19 protein-coding genes are annotated in these 20,226 nt (G+C 38.6%); 10 read left to right on the plus strand and 9 right to left on the minus strand.

Translation table 11 applies throughout. The annotated features are described in order from the left end of the window. Positions 1 to 17: 17 nt before the first annotated feature. On the minus strand, positions 18 to 722 hold the full coding sequence (locus tag J2X69_RS01495) for a response regulator transcription factor (protein WP_310097339.1): 705 nt from the start codon (positions 720 to 722) through the stop codon (positions 18 to 20). Next, positions 719 to 1,513: a histidine kinase gene (locus J2X69_RS01500; RefSeq protein ID WP_310097342.1), complete on the minus strand. Its 795-nt coding sequence runs from the start codon at positions 1,511 to 1,513 to the stop codon at positions 719 to 721. Before J2X69_RS01500 ends, J2X69_RS01495 begins: the two co-directional genes overlap by 4 nt. A 200-nt stretch (positions 1,514 to 1,713) precedes the next feature. Here J2X69_RS01500 and J2X69_RS01505 point away from each other — a divergent pair, with 200 nt between their 5' ends. From J2X69_RS01505 to J2X69_RS01540, 8 genes are all read left to right on the plus strand, one after another. Next, positions 1,714 to 2,586, plus strand: a complete 873-nt coding sequence (locus J2X69_RS01505; RefSeq protein ID WP_310097345.1) for an ABC transporter ATP-binding protein — start codon at positions 1,714 to 1,716, stop codon at positions 2,584 to 2,586. A gap of 12 nt (positions 2,587 to 2,598) precedes the next feature. After that, positions 2,599 to 5,871 (plus strand): M1 family aminopeptidase, encoded by a 3,273-nt coding sequence (locus tag J2X69_RS01510; protein WP_310097347.1) that lies wholly within the window; start codon positions 2,599 to 2,601, stop codon positions 5,869 to 5,871. Positions 5,872 to 5,939: 68 nt separating this feature from the next. Next, positions 5,940 to 6,314, plus strand: a complete 375-nt coding sequence (locus J2X69_RS01515) for a cupin domain-containing protein (RefSeq protein ID WP_310097350.1) — start codon at positions 5,940 to 5,942, stop codon at positions 6,312 to 6,314. 417 nt (positions 6,315 to 6,731) lie between these two features. Beyond that, positions 6,732 to 7,853 (plus strand): TlpA disulfide reductase family protein, encoded by a 1,122-nt coding sequence (locus J2X69_RS01520; RefSeq protein ID WP_310097352.1) that lies wholly within the window; start codon positions 6,732 to 6,734, stop codon positions 7,851 to 7,853. A gap of 157 nt (positions 7,854 to 8,010) precedes the next feature. After that, the gene (locus tag J2X69_RS01525; RefSeq protein WP_310097356.1) at positions 8,011 to 8,190 is read left to right on the plus strand and encodes a hypothetical protein; all 180 of its coding nucleotides are present in this window, start codon (positions 8,011 to 8,013) and stop codon (positions 8,188 to 8,190) included. Positions 8,191 to 8,315: 125 nt separating this feature from the next. After that, positions 8,316 to 9,152, plus strand: coding sequence for an AraC family transcriptional regulator (locus J2X69_RS01530; RefSeq protein WP_310097359.1), 837 nt, complete (start codon positions 8,316 to 8,318; stop codon positions 9,150 to 9,152). 87 nt (positions 9,153 to 9,239) lie between these two features. Further along, positions 9,240 to 9,788: a YbhB/YbcL family Raf kinase inhibitor-like protein gene (locus J2X69_RS01535; RefSeq protein WP_310097362.1), complete on the plus strand. Its 549-nt coding sequence runs from the start codon at positions 9,240 to 9,242 to the stop codon at positions 9,786 to 9,788. A gap of 68 nt (positions 9,789 to 9,856) precedes the next feature. Continuing rightward, on the plus strand, positions 9,857 to 10,087 hold the full coding sequence (locus J2X69_RS01540) for a hypothetical protein (protein ID WP_310097365.1): 231 nt from the start codon (positions 9,857 to 9,859) through the stop codon (positions 10,085 to 10,087). 487 nt (positions 10,088 to 10,574) lie between these two features. On the opposite strand, the gene J2X69_RS01545 is transcribed toward J2X69_RS01540, so the two are convergent. The 7 genes from J2X69_RS01545 to J2X69_RS01575 form a co-directional block, all read right to left on the minus strand. Continuing rightward, positions 10,575 to 11,156, minus strand: a complete 582-nt coding sequence (locus J2X69_RS01545) for a YceI family protein (protein WP_310097367.1) — start codon at positions 11,154 to 11,156, stop codon at positions 10,575 to 10,577. A gap of 233 nt (positions 11,157 to 11,389) precedes the next feature. Then, positions 11,390 to 11,722: a hypothetical protein gene (locus tag J2X69_RS01550; protein WP_310097373.1), complete on the minus strand. Its 333-nt coding sequence runs from the start codon at positions 11,720 to 11,722 to the stop codon at positions 11,390 to 11,392. A 44-nt stretch (positions 11,723 to 11,766) separates the two neighbouring features. Continuing rightward, the gene (locus J2X69_RS01555) at positions 11,767 to 12,516 is read right to left on the minus strand and encodes a phosphatase PAP2 family protein (protein ID WP_310097376.1); all 750 of its coding nucleotides are present in this window, start codon (positions 12,514 to 12,516) and stop codon (positions 11,767 to 11,769) included. Between the two features lie 35 nt (positions 12,517 to 12,551). Beyond that, a complete protein-coding gene (locus tag J2X69_RS01560; RefSeq protein ID WP_310097379.1) occupies positions 12,552 to 13,145 on the minus strand; it encodes a phosphatase PAP2 family protein in 594 nt (197 codons plus the stop codon). A 115-nt stretch (positions 13,146 to 13,260) separates the two neighbouring features. Next, the gene (locus J2X69_RS01565) at positions 13,261 to 14,100 is read right to left on the minus strand and encodes a DUF4249 family protein (protein ID WP_310097382.1); all 840 of its coding nucleotides are present in this window, start codon (positions 14,098 to 14,100) and stop codon (positions 13,261 to 13,263) included. A 4-nt stretch (positions 14,101 to 14,104) separates the two neighbouring features. Continuing rightward, the gene (locus J2X69_RS01570) at positions 14,105 to 16,786 is read right to left on the minus strand and encodes a TonB-dependent receptor (RefSeq protein WP_310097387.1); all 2,682 of its coding nucleotides are present in this window, start codon (positions 16,784 to 16,786) and stop codon (positions 14,105 to 14,107) included. Between the two features lie 87 nt (positions 16,787 to 16,873). Then, positions 16,874 to 17,845: a FecR domain-containing protein gene (locus J2X69_RS01575; protein ID WP_310097390.1), complete on the minus strand. Its 972-nt coding sequence runs from the start codon at positions 17,843 to 17,845 to the stop codon at positions 16,874 to 16,876. Positions 17,846 to 18,257: 412 nt separating this feature from the next. Between J2X69_RS01575 and J2X69_RS01580 the strand changes: the two genes are divergently transcribed. Then, positions 18,258 to 18,941 (plus strand): response regulator transcription factor, encoded by a 684-nt coding sequence (locus J2X69_RS01580; RefSeq protein WP_310097394.1) that lies wholly within the window; start codon positions 18,258 to 18,260, stop codon positions 18,939 to 18,941. Then, complete coding sequence (locus tag J2X69_RS01585) at positions 18,938 to 20,191, plus strand: HAMP domain-containing sensor histidine kinase (protein WP_310097397.1); 1,254 nt, start codon at positions 18,938 to 18,940, stop codon at positions 20,189 to 20,191. Before J2X69_RS01580 ends, J2X69_RS01585 begins: the two co-directional genes overlap by 4 nt. Positions 20,192 to 20,226 lie beyond the last annotated feature (35 nt).

Raw genomic sequence — 20,226 nt, forward strand, 5'->3', positions numbered from 1 at the left:
CATAGCGGATAATCATATTATTTCCATAACCGGTCCAGCTGTGACCTGAATAATTTACCAATGGGTACGGTGTATTTATCAATAATTAGTTGGTTTCCTTCTATGCTTTTGATGTGCCTTTTCGCCACCATAAATGACCGATGTACCTGAATGAAACCGTCTGTTGGCATGTGCTCAGGCAGTGAAGATAACACGCCACGCAAGGTGATGACTTCTTCTTTCAGGACAACTCTGACATAGTTGCCCGAAGCCTCTACAAACAAAATATCATCCAGTGATACTTGTATGTGTTTGTTAGTTGACCGTAGAAAAATTCGTTCTGGCCTGACCTCGGCAGCATTACTTTTCTCAATGGATGGTGTTTTGGAATTGATTGACCATGCTTTATTGACAGCTTTCAAAAATCGTTCGAATGAAAAAGGTTTCAATAAATAATCTGATATGTTCAATTCATAGCCTTCCAACGCATGCTCTTTGTAGGCAGTAGTCACGATTACTCTGGGCTGGTTGGGCAGTGTTTTTAGAAATTCAAACCCATGCAGCTTAGGCATGTTCAGATCGAGAAAGATCAGATCAACAGGATTACTGCTTAGGTAGTCAATGGCTTCAATTGCATCATAGCAGTCCTGCATCAGCGTCATGTTTGGCAACATCGAGCAATACTTTTTAATGATGTCATGGGCGATTGACTCGTCATCTACTATAATGTATTTAACGCTCATAAAGTAAGTCTTAATCGAATCTTATAAATGTCGGCATGGGTTGGGGATATTTCAAGTTGATACTTGTTCAAATAAACCAATTCTAACCGTTGCTTTAGGTTATTCAAGCCAATCCCTGCTTTATCGTCAATTTCCTCCGTATCAAAATTGTTTTCAATTTCAAAGTCCACATGCTGCTTAGTAGCCTTTAAGAAGATGTGAACAAATGCATCCCTTCGTAGTTTTTCTACCCCATGCTTAAAGGCATTTTCCACCATAATGATAAAGAGCAATGGCATGATTTTAACATTCCTGTCTTCCGTCTCTATATCAAAGCGAACATCAATTTCCTTATGGTACCGCATACGATGTAAATCCATATAGTTCTCCAAAAAGGTGATTTCATCTGCTAACGTTACCCAATCATTTTGCCCCTCATAGATACTGTAACGCATCATATCGGACAGCTTGAGAATTAACTGCTGCGCCTTGCCAGGATCTTTCTCCACCAATCCATACAGGTTGTTCAGGGTGTTGAAAAAAAAGTGTGGATTAACCTGACTTTTTAAATGCATAAGTTCAGCTTGTTTTTTTTCCTTTTTCAGTCGGAGAATGGATTTGATCTGAATAAATATCCAGCGGATCAGCCAGATGGTCAGAGCAGTAAAAAACAGCAGGCTGAAAACTACAAAGCCGTCCTCATCTCCAAAAAAATCATTAAAAACTAGGATTAAAATGGCTGTAACTATAAAAAAGTACGGTACTGACTTTTGAAGAAGTCGCTTGCTAAAGATGTTCTGATAAAACGCCATTCTGCAAAGTTACCCAAAATTCAGACTGCAAATAGGGGTCGTTGCAGATGCGTGCCCAGTTGTTATGAACGTATGCTCTGGTGGTATGAAGCGTTTTTTTTTCATGAATCAGCAGTCCATACCGGGTGAACGCCTGTCTGTCCCACATTTTTTTCCGATCACTTCGCACTGCATAGTATTGCAATCAAATTTAATTAATCATGGACGATCTGATCATAACCAATCTTTCTAAAACCTATCGCAACGGAGTGAAGGCACTCCGGCATGTCTCATTGCAAATACCCAAAGGAATGTTTGGTTTGCTGGGACCTAATGGAGCCGGCAAGTCAACACTTATGCGAACGATAGCAACGCTGCAGGAAGCGGATCATGGAGAGATTCAGCTTGGGGACCTCAACGTTAAGGTGCACCCAAATGAATTGCGGAAAGTACTGGGTTACCTGCCACAGCAATTTGGCTTATATCCATCCCTATCCTCCGAGATGTTATTAAATCATCTGGCCGTTTTGAAAGGAATCGTAAATAGGCAGGAACGCAAAGAAATCGTAGACGCTCTTCTTCATCGGGTAAATCTGTATAGCGTGCGAAAGCAAAAATTAGGGGAGTTCTCCGGAGGAATGAAGCAACGGTTTGGTATTGCCCAGGCACTAGTGAACAACCCTAAGCTAGTGATAGTGGATGAGCCCACCGCAGGGCTTGACCCTGTTGAGCGAAATCGTTTTTACAACCTGCTAAGTGAAGTGGGAGAGCAAACCATCGTAATCCTTTCCACACATATAGTCGATGATGTGAAGGAATTATGTACCCGGATGGCGATTATGAACACTGGGAAAGTAATTATTCAGGGGAGCCCTATTGAAATTATAGAAAGCCTTCAAGGTCGATTGTATGAGAAGACAATCAACAAAAATGAATTGGACCACTACAAAAAAGAATACCGGGTAATCAGTGACCGGCTATATCTGGGGAAGCAAATTGTACATGTGATCAGCGACACCCATCCAGGGTCAGATTTCAAAGCCTTAGAGGCTAACCTTGAAGATGTTTACATGGCTCAAATCTTAAACGCTTAATCTTAACTCTTTATGTGGTATCGCCTTTTTACATTCGAAATAAAATACAGGTTAAAGCGTCCTGAAACGTATTTTTTCTTTCTGTTTCTGTTTTTATTCTCAATCGTTGGGGTTGAATTTGTATTTCAGGGAATTGACTTGGGGTTAGTCAAGAAGAATTCTCCGCTCGTCATTGCCAAATCCATGGCGGCTATTGTGGGCTTGTCTATGATTATTGCATCCATGATCATGGGAGTGCCCATACTGCGTGACTTTAAATATGACATTTCTTCCATTATCTATGTCACTCCAATCTCAAAAACAAGTTATTTGCTAGGTCACTTTTTAGGTTCATTTGTTGTGTTGCTTTTCATTTTCAGCGGTGTCCTATGGGGAATGATGGTTGGAGAGTTTATGCCTTGGCATGATCCAAACGAATTTTTGTCGTTTCAAATTATTCATTACCTTCAACCTTTTCTCTGGGTTGTATTGCCCATCTTGTTTTTTTGCGCTGCCGTGTTTTTTGTCACAGGCGCACTCAGTAAAAGTCTGATGGTGGTGTACACACAGGGTGTGGTGATCTTTGTGTTGTTCATCATAGCTAAAGCTATTTCCAATGAGACATTTCAAGCGTTACTAGATCCCTTTTCGCTTTCCACATTAACCCTTGCAAGTAAAGACTGGACTGTGGTGGATAGGAACTCTTTACTCATCCCTATGTCCGGTATCATGCTGCTTAACAAGTTCTTCTGGATAGCACTGGGAATTTCTGTCCTTATAGTGGGCTATAGTAAGTTTAAATTGATGGTTCTGCCCGAGAAAACCACCAGGAGTAAAAAACGAAACATCCAGGTCTCAACGGATCGTTTCGATGAAAACTTACCTCCGGTTACTCCTGTTTTTCATTTTAAAGCAAAGCTTGCGCAACTGCTTTTAAATACGTGGTTTCATAGTGTGTCCATTTTGAGGCTCGCCTCTTTTTGGGCGATCGTTAGCTGCTGCTTCATTGTTATACTGGTTAACTCTGTTAGCTTAGGCACTTCTCATGGAGTAGATAGCTATCCTACCACTTATCTAATAATAGAAGAATTGCGGGAAATGTCCCTTTACTTCTTTATGATCCTTTTGACGTTTTATTCAGGCGAAATCATGTGGAAGGAAAGAGATGCAAAGCTTGACCTCATCCATGACGCCCTGCCGCTTGATAGCTTTGTTAATCTATGTAGCAGATTTCTGGCATTGCTGCTCATTTATTCAATAATAATGGGTTCTCTTATTGCTTCAGGCATGCTGTTTCAGACATTGAATAGTTACTATCGCTACGAATTGGATGTCTATTTCTTTGGATTTTTTCTAGAGCTGCTCCCATTCCTTGCGTTGTATACGCTTGCCGCCTTGTTCTTTCAAGCACTTACCGGGAACAAGTTTATGGGCATGCTGGTCACCATCGTATTTGCGATCATCAATGTAGCTATTAAGATGTTTGGCTTGGAGCATGTGTTGCTCAACTTCGGTGGGCATATGCTGCCTGCGTATTCGGATATGAACGGTTACGGTCACTTCCTTACACCCTACCTTTGGGTGAAACTCTATTGGGCGTTGTTTGCAACCCTGCTCTTAATCTTTGCCGGCATCCTTATGGTAAGAGGCAGTGAAACGGGGTTGAGAAAACGATGGATAAGAGGACGAAACCAGCTTAAAGGGACATTGGCTGTTTTTAGTTTGGGATGCTTCACGCTCTTTATCGGTATTGGAGGCTATATTTTTTACAATACCAATGTACTGAATGAATTCTGGACTAAGGGTGAACAAGCTAGTTTCAGAGCTGATTATGAAAAAACGCTGAAACAATTTGAATATATTCCCCAACCGAAAATAATAGACGTCAACTTAACAATTGATCTATTCCCCTCACAACGGGCCTATGACATAGCAGGCTATTATAGGGTAACCAATACATCGCAAGTACCCATTCGTGAAATTCACTTACAAAAAAAGATAGCTTCAAATGTGGAAGTAAAGGATGTAGCCTTTGATCGCGGCGTGACTTCTGACAACACGCATGAAAAATATCACTATACTATTTACGGGTTGGACCAACCGTTAGCACCCGGTGATACCCTGAAAATGACCTTTAGACAGAGCTTACAACCCTTGGGTTTTGAGGTTGACGATTCCGATCCGGATGTGGTATATAACGGGACGTTTTTTGACAATGCTGTGTTGCCGGGTTTTGGTTATCAGAATAAATATGAGTTGCAGGATGAAGATGATCGAAAAGATTTCAACCTAGCTCCACGTTTAGGAAAATCCAGCCGTGATGATGCGCGGGAATTGCTGAATTCACGTAGCGGAAGTGATTCGGAGGGTGTCAGGTTAGAACTGATAATCAGCACAGAAGCTCCACAAACAGCGTTGACGTCAGGCGATTTAGTTGCAAAATGGAATACGGGTGGTCGCAATTATTTTCATTACAAGACCAATAAGCAGATTATTCACTTTTATCCCGTTGTTTCAGCCCATTATGAAGTGTTTAGCGATAGTTTTGTTCTCTCAGGAGATACAGCAGGAGAGCTTGTTGACTTGGAAATCTATTATCAGGATGGGCATGAGTACAATCTGACCCGTATGATGGAGTCCATGAAGATGTCCTTAGACTATTACAGCACTCACTTCAGTCCATACCCATACAAGCAACTTCGTATAGTGGAATTTCCCAGATATCGCAGCTTTGCCCAATCGCTGCCAGGCATCATTCCATTTTCAGAGGCTATCGGTTTTGTGATGGACATTGATGATGCAAAGGATGTGGATATGGCCTTTTACGTTACTGCGCATGAAGTAGCCCACCAATGGTGGGGATTGCAACTGGAAGCAGCAAATGTACAGGGGCAAAAGATGATTTTGGAAACGCTGGCACAGTATTCTGCCATGATGGTGTTTAGAGAGAAATATGCTGATGAAAAAGTTCAGCAATTCCTGAAACTTCAATCGGACACCTACCGGGAAGCGAATTTAAAATCAAAAGAGCAAGAGTTACCATTAGCGTTGGTTGGGAATGAAGAACACATCTACTATAATAAAGGAGCACTTGCTATGTACGAATTACAAAATCGTATGGGCGAAAAAAACCTGAATAGGGCTTTACAGAATTTCCTGAATGATTGGCGTTCTTTCCACAATCCCCAAAAGCCAACCCGCTATTCAACAACGGTGGATTTAATTCACTATTTTCGGGAAGTAGCGCCTGATTCGCTACAAGGTACCATTACCGATTTGTTGGAACGGACAAATAGTATCAAGTAAAACAGGTGTAAGCGAATTAGTAGAGCGACATCAACACACTGAACTCAATTGCCTAAAATCAAAATAATATGCAAGAAATCAATTCAATCAACGTCATGGAGAAATTTTCATTGTTCGAAAAGCAATGGACCCCTCATATTATCGGAGAACTCAATGGGCAATATGTGAAGCTTTGCAAGCTTAAAGACAACTTTGTCTGGCATAGCCACGAAAATGAAGACGAGCTTTTTATGGTGTTTAAAGGGACATTACTGATGGACTTTCGGGATGGGCGAACAGTTGAAGTCAAGGAAGGCGAAATTTTAATTGTTCCCAGAGGTGTCGAACATAGACCACATACCAATGGAGAAATTGTATTTAATCTACTCTTTGAGCCGAAAGCAACGCAGCATACCGGCAATGTAGAAAGTGAGTTGACGGTAAAAGAAATAGGGTGGATTTAACTAAGGTTAAAACAACGAAATGCTGACATCGGTTTGCCCATATAAACTTTTGCAACGGGGCAACCCCATGCCATGCACAGCGTACCGAGCGGCGCGTATCCCCTCATCCAAATCCAGTGAACAAGTATGCACAGTTTTGTGCAAGTCGCCGATAAAGTCAAATGAAAAATTCCCCACGTACTGTTGACTATGAAAAGGGCTATAACATTAACGGGAGACAAAGGCACGGTTCGAATGAAGGGTGGGCAAGGATGTTACAGCTACCAAATCTTTCTGCAATGGTATGTGGTGTATGCTATAAGCTTTTATCTTCGTTCCACGTTTGGGTTCGTGGCATAGGAAGCGGCTTCGAAAACGCAGGACGGTAGAAATACTAATGTTTTCTGTAAGCGTAACTCTTAAAATGATAAAACGAAAATGCACAAACTATTAATAGCAGGGCTCATGCTTTTTTGCACAACTGCAAATGCCCAAAATGATTTTAAAATTTCAGGAAAACTAAATGGCTTTGAAGAAAATGCACTTGTGAAAATTGAAAGGGAAAATATCATTTTGGACAGTTGTTACCTAAAAAATGGAAAATTTCAATTGAACGGGTCTTTTGAGCAATCTCCAACACCCGCATATCTTACAATTGAAAATGGAGAAGATGTTGTTTACACCTCTTTATTCATTGGGAATGAAAATATAACGATCAATGCCAATAGTAAGGATTTTCCTTATGATGTAAAAACAAACGGATCCGAATATGACCATTTAAGATATGACTATAACCAACTGGAAGAAAGCCTGAATACTCGGCGAAAAATATTCCTTAACGAAATGTTTTCACTAAGAGAACAAGGAAAGTGGAATGACAGCTTGCAAAATGCTTATTGGAACAAATCTGAACCTTTGGGAAAAATAAGAAATATAGATAATCAATTGGATAAAATCAGAGATGAGTTTATTGATGAAAATTTCAATTCATATTATGGTTTATATCTTATAGGAGTTTATAAAACTGAAATTCCTAAATCAAAACTTCAAAATTATTTCGACAACCTTAGTCAAGAGCTGAAAAATACTGCATATGCAAAATCAATTAATTCTCACTTGAAAAATCCCGATTTAAAAATCGGAGATAAATATTACGATTTTCCGGCTTTAGATAAAACTGGGAAAAGAAGATTGTTTTCGGATTATTTTAGTGACAAATATGTATTGTTGGATTTTTCTACTGTTTATTGTGGGTGGTGCCTAAAAGCGATTTCTGATCTTGAAAAGATTGAAAATATTCAAGGCGAAAAATTGGAAATCGTAACTTTTTATGTTGACAAGAACGAAAAAGGATTTGAGGAGTTAGTACTAAAACACAATGAAAAATGGAATGTTTTATGGGACAAAGAAGGACGTTTAAGCGATACTTATGCTAAATATAAAGTTTTTGGGACACCGACATTTTATTTGTTTGACCCAAATGGGAAATTAGTACAACTGTTTAACGGCTATCAGGAAGACTTATCTGAACAGATTGAAAAGGCGATTATTTACAACTAGGTTTCCGTTGCGTGCGAGTCACTGCCTGCCCGGCACTGCTGGAAACAATGAAATCGCAGCTGCACTGCCTGTCCCGTATAGCGAAACGATTCGGGAACGAGCTTGTGTGCTGGGAAAGTATCATTTTATCTCCTTTCTTGCACAAGCCTTTTAGGTATTGAAATCGAAAATCCCGAGCTTAAGCAATTCGGGAACGACCAAGCCACTTCTTATGCTTGATCCACATCTGGAGCAGAGCCGATCGCTCCCGATAGCGCAGCGTATCGGGAAAGGGGAGGAGGTAGAACAGCCAACTTTGATCATCCTTCCGGGCTTAGATCCGGATATCAAGCCCTAACTATAAGCCAGTTGCGATTTGTCAAGGTAATAATTCGAATAAGCGCTATATACAGTGGCGACAATAAATAGGTTTGTGGGAAATACTTCCAATGACCGACCGTGCATAAAAAAGCAAGAAACTAAATGAAGATAATTACCCTTCCTGACGGACTAAATTTAGAAAATTCGCAATCCGTTCAGGTTTTCCACTATCGTAGCTCACAGGAAATTGCCAGACAACAAATCATCCTAAATCAAAACACATTTAGTTTCCTGACCGAAGGAACCAAAGAAGTGATGTTTGATAATTCGGCTTTATCAATCGACAATTCTAAGTTTCTTGTGATGAAATCAGGACATTGTTTGATGACCGAAAAACTTTCAGACATCAGAAATTATAGAAGTGTGCTTCTGTTTTTTACGAACGAGACCTTATTGAAATTTATCAGAAAAGCTGAACCGGATAAAGCCGAATCAACCGAGTATAAATCCGTTTACTCATTCAGGTACGATGAATTTATCCAACGCTTTGTGAAAAGTCTGTTGGATATTTCCAAACTTTCAAAAGGCATACAAAAGAAGTTACTTGAGGTTAAATTTGAAGAGATTATGTTCTATCTGACAGAAATATACGGAACTGAATTTCTGCATTCGCTAACAGCGAAGAGTGACGACAGTACTCAAAAATTCATTCGTACTATTGAGCGTAATCAGTTGGGCAAGCTTACATTAAAGGAATTGGCATTTTTGTGTGGTATGAGTGTATCCACATTCAAGAGAGAATTTGAAAAACATTATTCTGAATCACCTATCAAATGGTTTCAAAACAAAAGATTGGAACACGCTAATTATTTACTGAACCAGGAGCAAAAAAGCTCGTCCGAAATTTACTTTGAAGTCGGTTACGGGAATTTGTCGAGTTTTATCCAGGCTTATAAATCGAAATACGGAATTACACCCAAGCAACACCATAAAAATTGAACTTATAGCAACAGTTTTTGAACATTCCCCTAAATTTATTTGGTATCGTCCAACCTAATTTTGCTTGTAATTTTAAATCGTAATAAAATGAAAAAAGCAAATTTGATTTTAGTGTTGTTCTTGACTTTCTCCACAGCACTTTTCGGACAAAAAACATTTACTTTGTCAAGTAAGGATTTAGGCGGAGAAGCCGATAAAACACAAGAGTTCAACGGATTTGGTTGTTCCGGAGACAACCAATCGCCCCACCTGTTTTGGAAAAATGCACCTGAAGGAGCAAAGAGTTTTGCCATCACAATGTATGACCCGGATGCACCCACAGGAAGTGGATTTTGGCATTGGGTTGTATTTGATATTCCTGCTAATGTAAACGAACTGGTAACTGACGCAGGAAACGTTAAACTCAATTTAGCCCCAAAAGGAGCCATACAAAGTATAACGGACTATGGAATTAATGGATTTGGAGGTCCATGTCCTCCCGAAGGACACGGATTTCACCAATACATTATAACAGTCTATGCTTTAAAAACCGATAACTTGGGACTTGACGAAAACATAAATCCTGCAATAGTTGGTTTTAACCTTTGGAATCAGACATTAGCCAAAGCAAGTATAGTAGCCTATTACAAGCGATAAAAACCAAAAAGAACAACGGATTGAGCGTGAAATTTCAATCCGTTTTTTATTGCCCTGCTAACTAGGGCTTGCTGAAAAAGTCTCAGGTAAGCCAGCTTCAAGGCGGCCAAGTGAAGATGTATGGGTATACCTCGAATGCGGCCAACGCAGAAGATGGTAGGACTGAGGCTAGCTTAGACCCGCATTATGCATTAGCATTTCTACGCCACGGCGCACAAGTTATTTCGGCCAATAATTGCTTCAAAATCAGTAACTTCGTTGTAGTTTTCGGCTTCACTAAGGAGGATGGGGTGAGGTAGTGGAAGCCAATTGCAAATTGTCAAGGATATCCAGATGGAATTACTCCAGTCAATTGTCGTGGAGCCCACCCAGTCTCCACAAGTGATCTGACTACACCTAGAGGGGGGATTTGATCTCCGGCGTTTATTTTAGCTGTGATTCTACTAGTAAAGTGCTGATTTGAAAGCAATTCACAACTAGTGGAGCTGGCTATACAGAAGTCTAACTCTTTTGTGGAGGATTTGGAGCGTTTGACTAGGTTGTTTAAGTCTCTTTAGAACATAATTTTACAATAGTGTAGTAAGTACTTCTGTGTAATAAGTTTGAGGGATTTATGACGATATAATCAGAAGTCCTAAAGTGATAATACAAGAAATTTGATTGCACCTCAATTACTTTTCCGAACTCTGCTCTATTGTAAGTATATTTTCGTTTGATCTTATATACTATGGAAAACACCAAATATAGTTTGAGGTGATTTTGATTGCCTAACTCACTTTATAAATCCTAGCATAGGTCTAAGTTATAGTAGTCGTTTTCTCCCATTTCATGTGCATTCCACGTTTCAAATTGAATGTCAGCATACAGTTCTATTTCGTTTCCTGCTTTATTTTGAGGTATGTTAATCTGCTCCTCGAAAACAGAGGAGTAAATTTTCCCCCTGAATTCAAATCTTGGAAAAGTCATTTTCGCATTGTCATCGTAGTTACTTCTATCAATAGCATCAATTACCATAATTCTGGAAACTTCCTGAATCATTAAGGTCCCAAACAGCTTATATTTTTTGTAGTCCCAAACTGCTATATCAGTACTGATAAAACTGATCAGGGGATAACCAACCGCATTTCTATCATCAACTCCGTACAGGTGGTTTTCAATTCCGTTCGTTTCATCTCGCATACTCGCCGTGTTAATTGTCAACACAAAAGCGAGGTCAAAAGGGTCATTCCCCATTAAAACCATGGTGGCTTCAAAATCTGAAATTGCTGCCTTAATTGGCTTGCTTGTGGTTCCGGGAACCTTCAAATATATTTTTGATTTCTGTTTATTTGCGGTTTTGAACACAGAAGAACGATAAGTTATATCCATTATGTTTAAGTTTATTTATCCCAAGATTCCTAATTCTTACCTATCTTAATAATTATAGACCAAAGGGTGATTTTTACTTATAGGACTACCTTTATTTCCCTAGCTTTGCCTAGTTAACAACTACAAGAGAAGGATTTTTACGTTATTTAAAAGTACAGCGAATTACTAATCTCTTTTTATTTGATCTGAACAGATTTAATCTCAACCCTGTGAGCAGAAAATACACCCAAAGCTCAGTTGGAAATATTAGTAGGAGGGCTGTTTGGAGTAGTTCCGCCCCTTGGTCCACTGTCTCCCATTTGTGCCAGTGCTGTATAATAGGATGAGACCAAAGCATCGATGCACTGCATTTTAATTATGGCCGTATCTCCTAGCTCCACCAATAAATCATCGTAGTTTATCTCTAACCTCCTGGTGTTTTCTATTCCATTTTCTCTGTCATCGTTTTGGACAAAATGTTGTTTGACAAGAGTATCGTTTGTGGCTAAAATAAATTGGTACTTATTGCCCGTTTCAATTGGCTTGATGTATTTAGAGATCAGATTGTATTCAATTTCGCCGATCAAAGTAACTTCACTGACCCTAATGTCTTCAAATGGTTAGATCCTTTTCAGAATGTCATTGATAATCCCAACCCATATTCTCTTCCATTATAAAAAGGCATAGCAATTCCATTTATCTTATCCTTGTCTTTGAAAATTGTTTTATTAATTAGTGGATGGATCCAATAAGCAATCTTGGTACTTAAAATTCCTATTCCCGCACCTGCGGCGACATCGGTAAGCCAATGCTTGTCGTTGTATATTCTAAAAAGACCTGTGCCAGTAGCGATCACATAACCGGTAATGCCATACCAAACCGATACATCTTTATATTCTTGATATAAAAATTCGGCAGCCATAAAAGCCGTAGCTGTATGCCCCGAAGGAAACGAGGTTGAGGATGAGCCATCTGGTCTGGTAACTTTTGTAGTCTTTTTTAGGATGCTTACAGAGCTACCCATAATGATATATGCCGTTCCCAAAACAATGGTTCTATCTTTAAAATTATTTTTTCCCTGTATGCCCAGCGCATTTAAGGCATATACAGATAAAAACGGACTGTACTGAGAAAAATCATCGATGTTTAATTTCTTATCATCATACCCTCTTAAATCAGTTTTTGCACTGATATTAATATTTTTTAAAGTAGGACTTGTAAGACCAACAACTCCATATCCGATTAAAACAGTTGGGATTATGAGCGATTTGTATTTGGATTGAATATTTTCATTAGTATTTGTTGAGTTAATTGAATCATTTTGCCCATTAACCTTTAATACAGATGAAAACAGAAAAAGCACAATTATTATTTTATTCATTTTAGTTTATTTAAAGTAATCTTTCTCAATAGGTATTAAAATTTGTAGGTTAAACCTATTATAGGTGTGTTTTCAATAAAGCCTGAAGAAATTCCTAACTTTTTTTCCTCATCATACCGTTTGGTGAACAAATAACTTATTCCAACACCTATCGCAGCACCCGCTAGCACATCCACGCTATCGTGCTTGTTTGCTTCGATCCTTGTATATCCAACATATCCTGCTAAGAGGTAAGCGGGAATTCCAAATTCCCAACCGTATCTTTTTTGCACAAATGCAGCACTGGCAAATGCAACAGAAGTATGACCAGACGGAAAACTATTATTGTTTTCACCATTCGGCCGCTCTTTGTTTGTAATTAGTTTTAAACCATACATCAAAGCAAAAGTGCCAGCTAGGGCTTTGGAGAATTGATAGGTTCCTTTTTGACGATCTTTCCAAATGAAAGTAGAACTCAAAGCCAAAGCTGGCATTGCACCACGTAAAACATCTCCTGCAATCTTATGGGTATTTTGAGACGAAGTCAGAGGAGTCACCTGCCCATATGTTAGTGACGAACTCAAAAATAAAAGCACAACCAGCACTCTAAAACCGCACATACTTCTCGGTACAATTGTGATGTTACACATAATTTTTAAGCTGAAGTATTTAGGTCTGGATAAAGCACATTTTCAACAGTTACTATCAACTTATCGATTTCCACCTTATTGGTTTTTAGGACAATACTTCCCTCGTATCCTATTGCTAATTAATTGTATATGATGTAGTATCAAATTCACTTAGCCTAAAATATCCCAATACTTCTTCATTAGAATCATTGACATTAGTAACGTTTCCTTTTAACGGTACAGGGGTAGTTGGAAAAGGCCCACCTTCTTCACTTCCAGATGATTGTTGAACCAATATTTTTATATAGTCATAATATCTTCGCGAAATACCATACACGTTAATACCTACAGTTACTTCAGCAACATAGCTGTCATTATCGTTTTCGATAAAATTTTCGTTGCCGTCTGTAAATTCATCACTAATAACTGCAAGAGACGGCATTGGTAAATTAGAGGGAGTAAATTCGCCTAAATAATAATTTTTTACACCTCGGGGGTCATCAAAAAATACTTGAAGCTCAATTTCTGTGTCACCATTAGCTTTTTCAGTGATTTGCTCAACTCGATTAATAACAGGTCCTGCAATTAAGGTTTCGGTTGCTGTGTAGGAGTAGCCGTTGTAAAGGATTTCCAAAGTGTATGATGCATTTAATTCCGGAACAAAATCTGTTGCAGTGTAACTACCATTATTCTGGTCGGAAAACACAAATATTGATCCGTCGTTTTCTTTGGTTACAGTTACTGAAGCACCCTTAACAGGGACATCTGGATTGATATCAAAAAAAGCGGTTGATTCTCTTAGATTAATGGTTTGTGTTTCTCCTGATGTACCTTTTTGCCATTTAATAGACGCATCGACCACCAATCGTGCGCCGCCGTTTGGGACATTAACATCTATGACATCGGTACACGAGTTTAGTAATCCTATTATTATAAGAAGTACCCCTAATTTGTTATATATATTTATATTTTTCATTGTTTTAAAATTTAAAGTTGTATGTTACTGAAGGAACAATGCCAAATATGGCAGTACGAGTGGCTTCTGTTACCCCTGTCTTTTGATTTTGACCAAAAGAAATAGAGGCTGCATTTTTTCGATTATAAGCGTTGTATATACCAAATACCCATTCATCTTGCCATTTCCTGTTTTTATTTTTTCGAGGTGTTAATGTTGCAGAAAGGTCTAGTCTGTGGTAGGCTGGCAATCGGTCTGCATTCCTTTCAGAATAAGTCGCTATGGATAGTCCGTTGTATATAAACTGTCCGTTTGGATAGGTAACAGGCCGTCCTGTTTGGAATACCATATTAGCCCCAAATCGCCATTTTTCGTTGAATTTGTAACTTCCGGTAAACGAAAAGTCGTGGGTTCTGTCCCAGTTAGAGTTATACCATTTCCCGTTGTTAATGCCTAATCCGCCTGCTGCTCCGCCGGGTGTGCGTTGTTGCGATTTTGACCACGTATATGCCAGCCAACCTGTAAAATCGCCTTCGTTTTTTCGCAATAAAAATTCTACTCCATATGCACGGGCTTCACCTGTTAAAATTTCGGTTTCAATGGTGTTTTGTGTTACAAGTTCTGCTCCATTGATATAATCTACCCTATTATCGATAGTTTTGTAATAGGCTTCGGTTTCAATAGAAAACTTATTTTCCTTCAAATTTCTGAAGTAGCCTACAGCATATTGATCTGCAATTTGTGGGTCAATAAACTTTCCGCTGGGTGCCCAAACATCTAATGGAGTGGCTGATGCGGTGTTGGAAATTAAATGCAGGTATTGAGCCATTCGGTTATAACTTGCTTTAAAAGAAGACTTCTCGTTAAGCTGATATGAAAGTGCAAACCGAGGTTCTAAATTATTGAAGGTAGCTATGCTTTTTCCCTTACCGTAGTTGGTGTTGGAAATAGGTTCGGCACGCTCATAAATCCCTAATTCTTCGTTGTAAACCACCGGTAGATTATTGGCGTAATTGTTTAAGGTTTGCTTTCCCAGTCGATTAAAGTAACTAAAACGCAAGCCATATTGAGCGGTGAGCTTACCGGAAATTTTATGTTCTAAGCCTGCATATGCTCCGGCTTCTAAAGCAAATTTGTTGTCTAATTTCTCTGGATTAACATACGAAGTTGCATCTAGTGGGTTGATTCTTCCTGGATTAAACTTGTAGTAAATACCATTTACTCCAAAATCAAATGTTAATTTATCGCTTGCATAATACTCAAAGTCATAGCGCATATTATAATTGCTGATATCTGAGGTCCAATCCATTCCCTCAAGTTCTAGGTTATAATTATATCGACTGTATATTAAGGATGCATTGGAGAATAACTTGTTATTAAAAATATGATTCCATCGCAAGTTTCCTGAGAGGTTTCCGTATGAATTAGTAAATCCTGCTCCTGCCACGTTAAAGTTATCATGACCTAAATAACCAGATAGATATAATCTGTTCTTCCCATCAATTTCATAATTTGTTTTCAGATTAAAATCGTAAAATCCGGCTCTACTGCTTTGGTTAGCTAAGGCTAAAAATATATCTACATAAGAAGCTCTACCGGCCATTAGAAACGAACCTTTGTCTTTAAATAGTGGTCCTTCTGCCGCCAAACGACTGGAAACCGAACCAATACCCCCAGTGAGTCCAAATTCTTTACTATTTCCGTCTTTTTGACGTATATCCAGTACCGAAGAAGCCCGCCCTCCAAAACGTGCAGGAATGCCTCCTTTATAAAGTTTAACATCCTTAATAGCATCAGCATTGAATACTGAGAAGAAACCAAACACATGGGAAGCGTTGTAAATAATTGCTTCATCCAAAAGAATTAGGTTTTGGTCTTCTGCACCACCGCGTACATTGAAGCCCGATGCACCTTCGCCGGCGTTGGCAACACCCGGCAGCAATTGAATGGCCTTGACCAAATCCACCTCACCCAAAACAACAGGTATCTGTTTGATATCCCTAGTTGAAAGTTTTGCCACACTCATTTGTGGTGTGCTAAGGTCAACTTTCTTTGATTCTTCAGCTGTGATGACTACTTCATCCAATTGAGCGGCATCCTCTTTGAGCTCAATGTCGAGCTTTTGATTAGAGCGAAGGTCAATTTCCCTTTCAAAAGGTGTAAATCCTATATAGGAAATGATTAGGGTATAATTACCTTCAGGCGCTGTAATAGAATAAAAACCATATTCGTTGGTCGTGCTTCCAATTGAAGTGCCTTTTAAATGGACGGTTGCCCCCAAGAGTGTTTCACCGTTGACAGCATCCTTGACTACACCACTGATTGTAAACTTTGCATTCTGATCTTTAGCTTTGGAAAGAACTATATAATTATTCTTAATGGTGTACGTAATAGGAGTAGAGTGAAAAAGTAATTTCAATGTTCTATCAATTTTTTCGTCTTTTACGTTGATATCAAACTTATCTTTAATGTTTAACTCATCATTATTGAATACGAACCTGTATGGTGTCTGTCCTTCAATAGTTGACATGATTGACTCTAATGAGCCCTTCTGGATATTTAAGCTTACTTTATCTTGGGAAAAACTATTGATAGCAAAGAGTTGAAAGCTACTGAAAACAAAAAAGAAGAAAGGTAGTTTCATTAAAATAGATGGTTTGGATAAAATTTTTGGCCATAATATGCCCGTGAAATGTATTAATTTCATAAATTTGATGTGTTAAGTGATACTGATTATTGCGATTGGAATTCATTAACATTTTAGAGTGGGAAAACTGGAATTTTCCCACTTTTTTTATTTTATCACCCACTCATCCGTCTCTGTAATTAGATGATAATCGAAATCTTTGGAGGTTTTAAGGATTTCTAAAATTTCCCTCACTGGTGTATTTTTATCAAATACACCAGTGAATTTTGAGTTTGCTATTTCATTATTTTTAAATACCAGTTTTACTTGATATTGTACATATAGGTCATTGGCGATTTCCCTGAATGACTGATTTGAAAATTCGATTTTTCCTTCTCTCCAGGCGATTCTCCCTTCTCTTTCAACCATATCCTGCTTAGAAAACTGTTTACTGTTTCTATCAAAAATCACCTTTTCATCAGGAAGCAGTAAAATCCTTTCGTTCAGATATTTATCAGAGGTAATTGCAACTTTTCCTGTAAGTAATTTTGTTTCTACAATGGGAGTATTTGAATATGATTTGACATTGAAGCTTGTTCCCAAGGCTTCTATTTTCAAGCCATCGGAAGTGGTTACAGTGAATGGATGTGCTGTATCTTTGGCCACTTCAAAAAATGCTTCTCCCTCCAAACTTATGGTGCGGGGTGTGTTGCTTTCGTAGGAGAGCTGAGTGGAAGCGTTTAACCAGACTATTGAGCCATCGGGGAGTTTAAGCTGTTTGTTTTCTCCAAAAGAAGTTTCCTCTACAATTAATTGACTAGTACTCTCTGAAAACTGTTGGTATGTATATCCAACGGTAACAATTACAGCGATCATTGCAGCATATTTTAATAGCGTAACAGCTCTGGATACTCTTTTTTGTTTAGTATTTCTGGAGTAACGTAGAAAGCGATTTTTCGCATCTTCAACTGATACGGGATATTCCTTGGTATTTAGATAGATTGAAGTGATTTGGGAAAACAACTCCTTGTCGTATTCTGAAGAGTCCTTCCATAATTCTACTTTCCGAATTGTGTCCTGATCAGCAGTTTTTGAAATGTATGCCCAAAGATCTGCCTTTGAAATATGCGATTTATCCATCATTAAGGGGTTTACTGCTTATATGACGTATGCCAAGTAGTGACACCCTATTAAAAATTTGATTTTCTTGAAAAATAATCCTTTAAACCTTTTCGAAAAGCTATTAAGGCCGTCGAAATATGAAGCTCTACGGTCTTTATGGATTTTTTTTATGGAAATTTCCCAATAGGTCAATCCTTCATTTCTGGATAGTTCACACAAATTGGGAAAGTCAGTTAGGATAAACTTGAATTTCAAATTATCAAAGTTGAACCTATTGCATTATTCATTCCTAACTAAACTCGAAAAATTAATCTGATAGGGATATTTCCCAACTTCAGAATTCCTTCAAGGTTTTGTCGTAGATTTTGTCAGAAGTTTCTTTTTCTCCACTACCTTAATCGTACACAGACTTGTTAAATCTGATGCTCAAATGAAAATACTGCTCGTAGAGGACAACCCCGAACTCACACAAAATGTGGTCAACTACCTTTCTACGGAGGGTATTCTTTGCGAAGTCGCGTCAAACCTCTTTATTGCCCAGGATAAAATTTTGTCTTTCGACTACGATTGTATTTTGCTAGATCTAATGCTTCCTGACGGAAATGGTCTCGAACTTCTCGATATGATCAAATCTCAAAAAATCAATTCAAACGTTCTGATAATTTCTGCAAAGGATTCCTTGAATGACAAATTGGACGGTTTGGACAAAGGTGCTGACGACTATCTGCCAAAACCTTTTCACCTTTCCGAATTATTGGCGAGGCTTCGGGCCATTTTCCGCAGATCAAAGTTGGGAGGATTTAATGAGGTCATTTTCAATGAAATTACAATCGAAATCAACCAACTTTTAGCCAAAGTAAACGGGCAGGTTTTTGACTTGACAAAGAAGGAATTTGACCTTCTGCTTTTCTTTATCACAAACAAAAACAGGGTTTTGGGCAAGCAGGCAATTGCGCAGCATCTCTGGGGAGACTATACAGACGATATGGCCAATTTTGACTTTGTCTATCAACATGTCAAAAATCTGCGAAAGAAAATAACCGCCGCAGGAGGAAAAGATTACATCAGAACAGTTTATGGCATCGGTTATAAATTTGATTCCCTGGCACCATGAAACTTGTAAACGCCATTACTTATTGGTATTTGGGGATCACCCTTGCGGCACTTCTTGTCGGAACTTTATTCATTTACAATAAACTTGAATTAGAAATTGATTTTGAGCTGGGTTTGCAGCTCACCCGACAGATCGATGCATTCGCCGCCAGAATTGAAAATGGTGTGCCGGCAGAGGCACTTCAATATGACAAACTGCAAATAGAAGAGATTCCCTTTGACCTACCGATAGAAGAACTTCAACTCAGTGATACTTTAGCTTATAACGATCCTATGAATCAAAATGAGGAACAGCTGAAGGCGAGCAAATCCTACAAAATAAACGGCAAACATTACCGGATTTCTTATTACAACCTGGTTGTAGAAGCGGAAGACATTACAGAAACAGTTGTAATCACGATGTTGACCGTTTTTGTGATTCAACTGGTTTTTATAGGATTGTTTTTCAGATATATTTCCAAAAAAATCCTTCGCCCTTTTCACGAAAGTCTTGAGGCTGTTCAGGCTTTTAACTTTCAGAAAAACGAACCGTTGGTATTTTCAAAAAACGGCATTACAGAGTTTGAAAAGCTTAATGATTTTCTCGAACGGATGTCTAAAAAGCTCCTGAAAGACTATCGGCAAATCAAGGAATTTTCGGAGAATATTTCACACGAAATTCAAACTCCATCCGCTGTCATCCGCGGGAAACTGGAACTTTTGATGAATGAAGAAATCACCGAAGATCAATCTCAACTGATCAGCTCAGCATATCAAAACAATGAGCGAATTACTCGGATAGTGAGGTCGTTGGCCATGTTGGCAAAGCTTGAAAATGAAGAATTCCAAGTTCCTGAACCACTCAATTTGAGTTCTTTTACGGGAAGAATTCTTCATGGATTCGAGGAATTAATAGAGATGAGATCCATCAAACTCACTATTCAAATCGATCCGAAGGTTATGCTGGAAATCCATCCGTTTGTATTGGAGGTCCTCTTAAATAACCTGATCGGGAATGCCATCAAACATAATGTGGATCACGGTCTGATCAATCTCGAACTTAACTCAGAATTTTTAAAGATTGAAAACACAGGTATTGCACCACATGCAGATCCTGAGCAATATTTTGAACGGTTTAAGAAAAGAAGTGACCATCAAGAATCCGTAGGGTTGGGATTGGCTATTGTCCATCAGATCTGCAAAAAATATGGGTTCAAACTTTCCTTTTATTACGAAAATAATTTACATGTGATTCGGATTCAATACAGGTAACCAACTTCAAAATTGATACAAATTTGGAGGATATA

The sequence above is a fragment of the Algoriphagus sp. 4150 genome (assembly GCF_031457395.1).
Taxonomy (GTDB): Bacteria; Bacteroidota; Bacteroidia; order Cytophagales; family Cyclobacteriaceae; genus Algoriphagus.

What these genes read in the sequence shown, in the direction of transcription:
- J2X69_RS01495 (WP_310097339.1), bottom strand. Translation starts at nt 722, where the DNA reads ATGAGCGTTAAATACATTATAGTAGATGACGAGTCAATCGCCCATGAC.
- J2X69_RS01500 (WP_310097342.1), bottom strand. Translation starts at nt 1,513, where the DNA reads ATGGCGTTTTATCAGAACATCTTTAGCAAGCGACTTCTTCAAAAGTCA.
- J2X69_RS01505 (WP_310097345.1), top strand. Translation starts at nt 1,714, where the DNA reads ATGGACGATCTGATCATAACCAATCTTTCTAAAACCTATCGCAACGGA.
- J2X69_RS01510 (WP_310097347.1), top strand. Translation starts at nt 2,599, where the DNA reads ATGTGGTATCGCCTTTTTACATTCGAAATAAAATACAGGTTAAAGCGT.
- J2X69_RS01515 (WP_310097350.1), top strand. Translation starts at nt 5,940, where the DNA reads ATGCAAGAAATCAATTCAATCAACGTCATGGAGAAATTTTCATTGTTC.
- J2X69_RS01520 (WP_310097352.1), top strand. Translation starts at nt 6,732, where the DNA reads ATGCACAAACTATTAATAGCAGGGCTCATGCTTTTTTGCACAACTGCA.
- J2X69_RS01530 (WP_310097359.1), top strand. Translation starts at nt 8,316, where the DNA reads ATGAAGATAATTACCCTTCCTGACGGACTAAATTTAGAAAATTCGCAA.
- J2X69_RS01535 (WP_310097362.1), top strand. Translation starts at nt 9,240, where the DNA reads ATGAAAAAAGCAAATTTGATTTTAGTGTTGTTCTTGACTTTCTCCACA.
- J2X69_RS01545 (WP_310097367.1), bottom strand. Translation starts at nt 11,156, where the DNA reads ATGGATATAACTTATCGTTCTTCTGTGTTCAAAACCGCAAATAAACAG.
- J2X69_RS01555 (WP_310097376.1), bottom strand. Translation starts at nt 12,516, where the DNA reads ATGAATAAAATAATAATTGTGCTTTTTCTGTTTTCATCTGTATTAAAG.
- J2X69_RS01560 (WP_310097379.1), bottom strand. Translation starts at nt 13,145, where the DNA reads ATGTGTAACATCACAATTGTACCGAGAAGTATGTGCGGTTTTAGAGTG.
- J2X69_RS01565 (WP_310097382.1), bottom strand. Translation starts at nt 14,100, where the DNA reads ATGAAAAATATAAATATATATAACAAATTAGGGGTACTTCTTATAATA.
- J2X69_RS01570 (WP_310097387.1), bottom strand. Translation starts at nt 16,786, where the DNA reads ATGAAATTAATACATTTCACGGGCATATTATGGCCAAAAATTTTATCC.
- J2X69_RS01575 (WP_310097390.1), bottom strand. Translation starts at nt 17,845, where the DNA reads ATGGATAAATCGCATATTTCAAAGGCAGATCTTTGGGCATACATTTCA.
- J2X69_RS01580 (WP_310097394.1), top strand. Translation starts at nt 18,258, where the DNA reads ATGAAAATACTGCTCGTAGAGGACAACCCCGAACTCACACAAAATGTG.
- J2X69_RS01585 (WP_310097397.1), top strand. Translation starts at nt 18,938, where the DNA reads ATGAAACTTGTAAACGCCATTACTTATTGGTATTTGGGGATCACCCTT.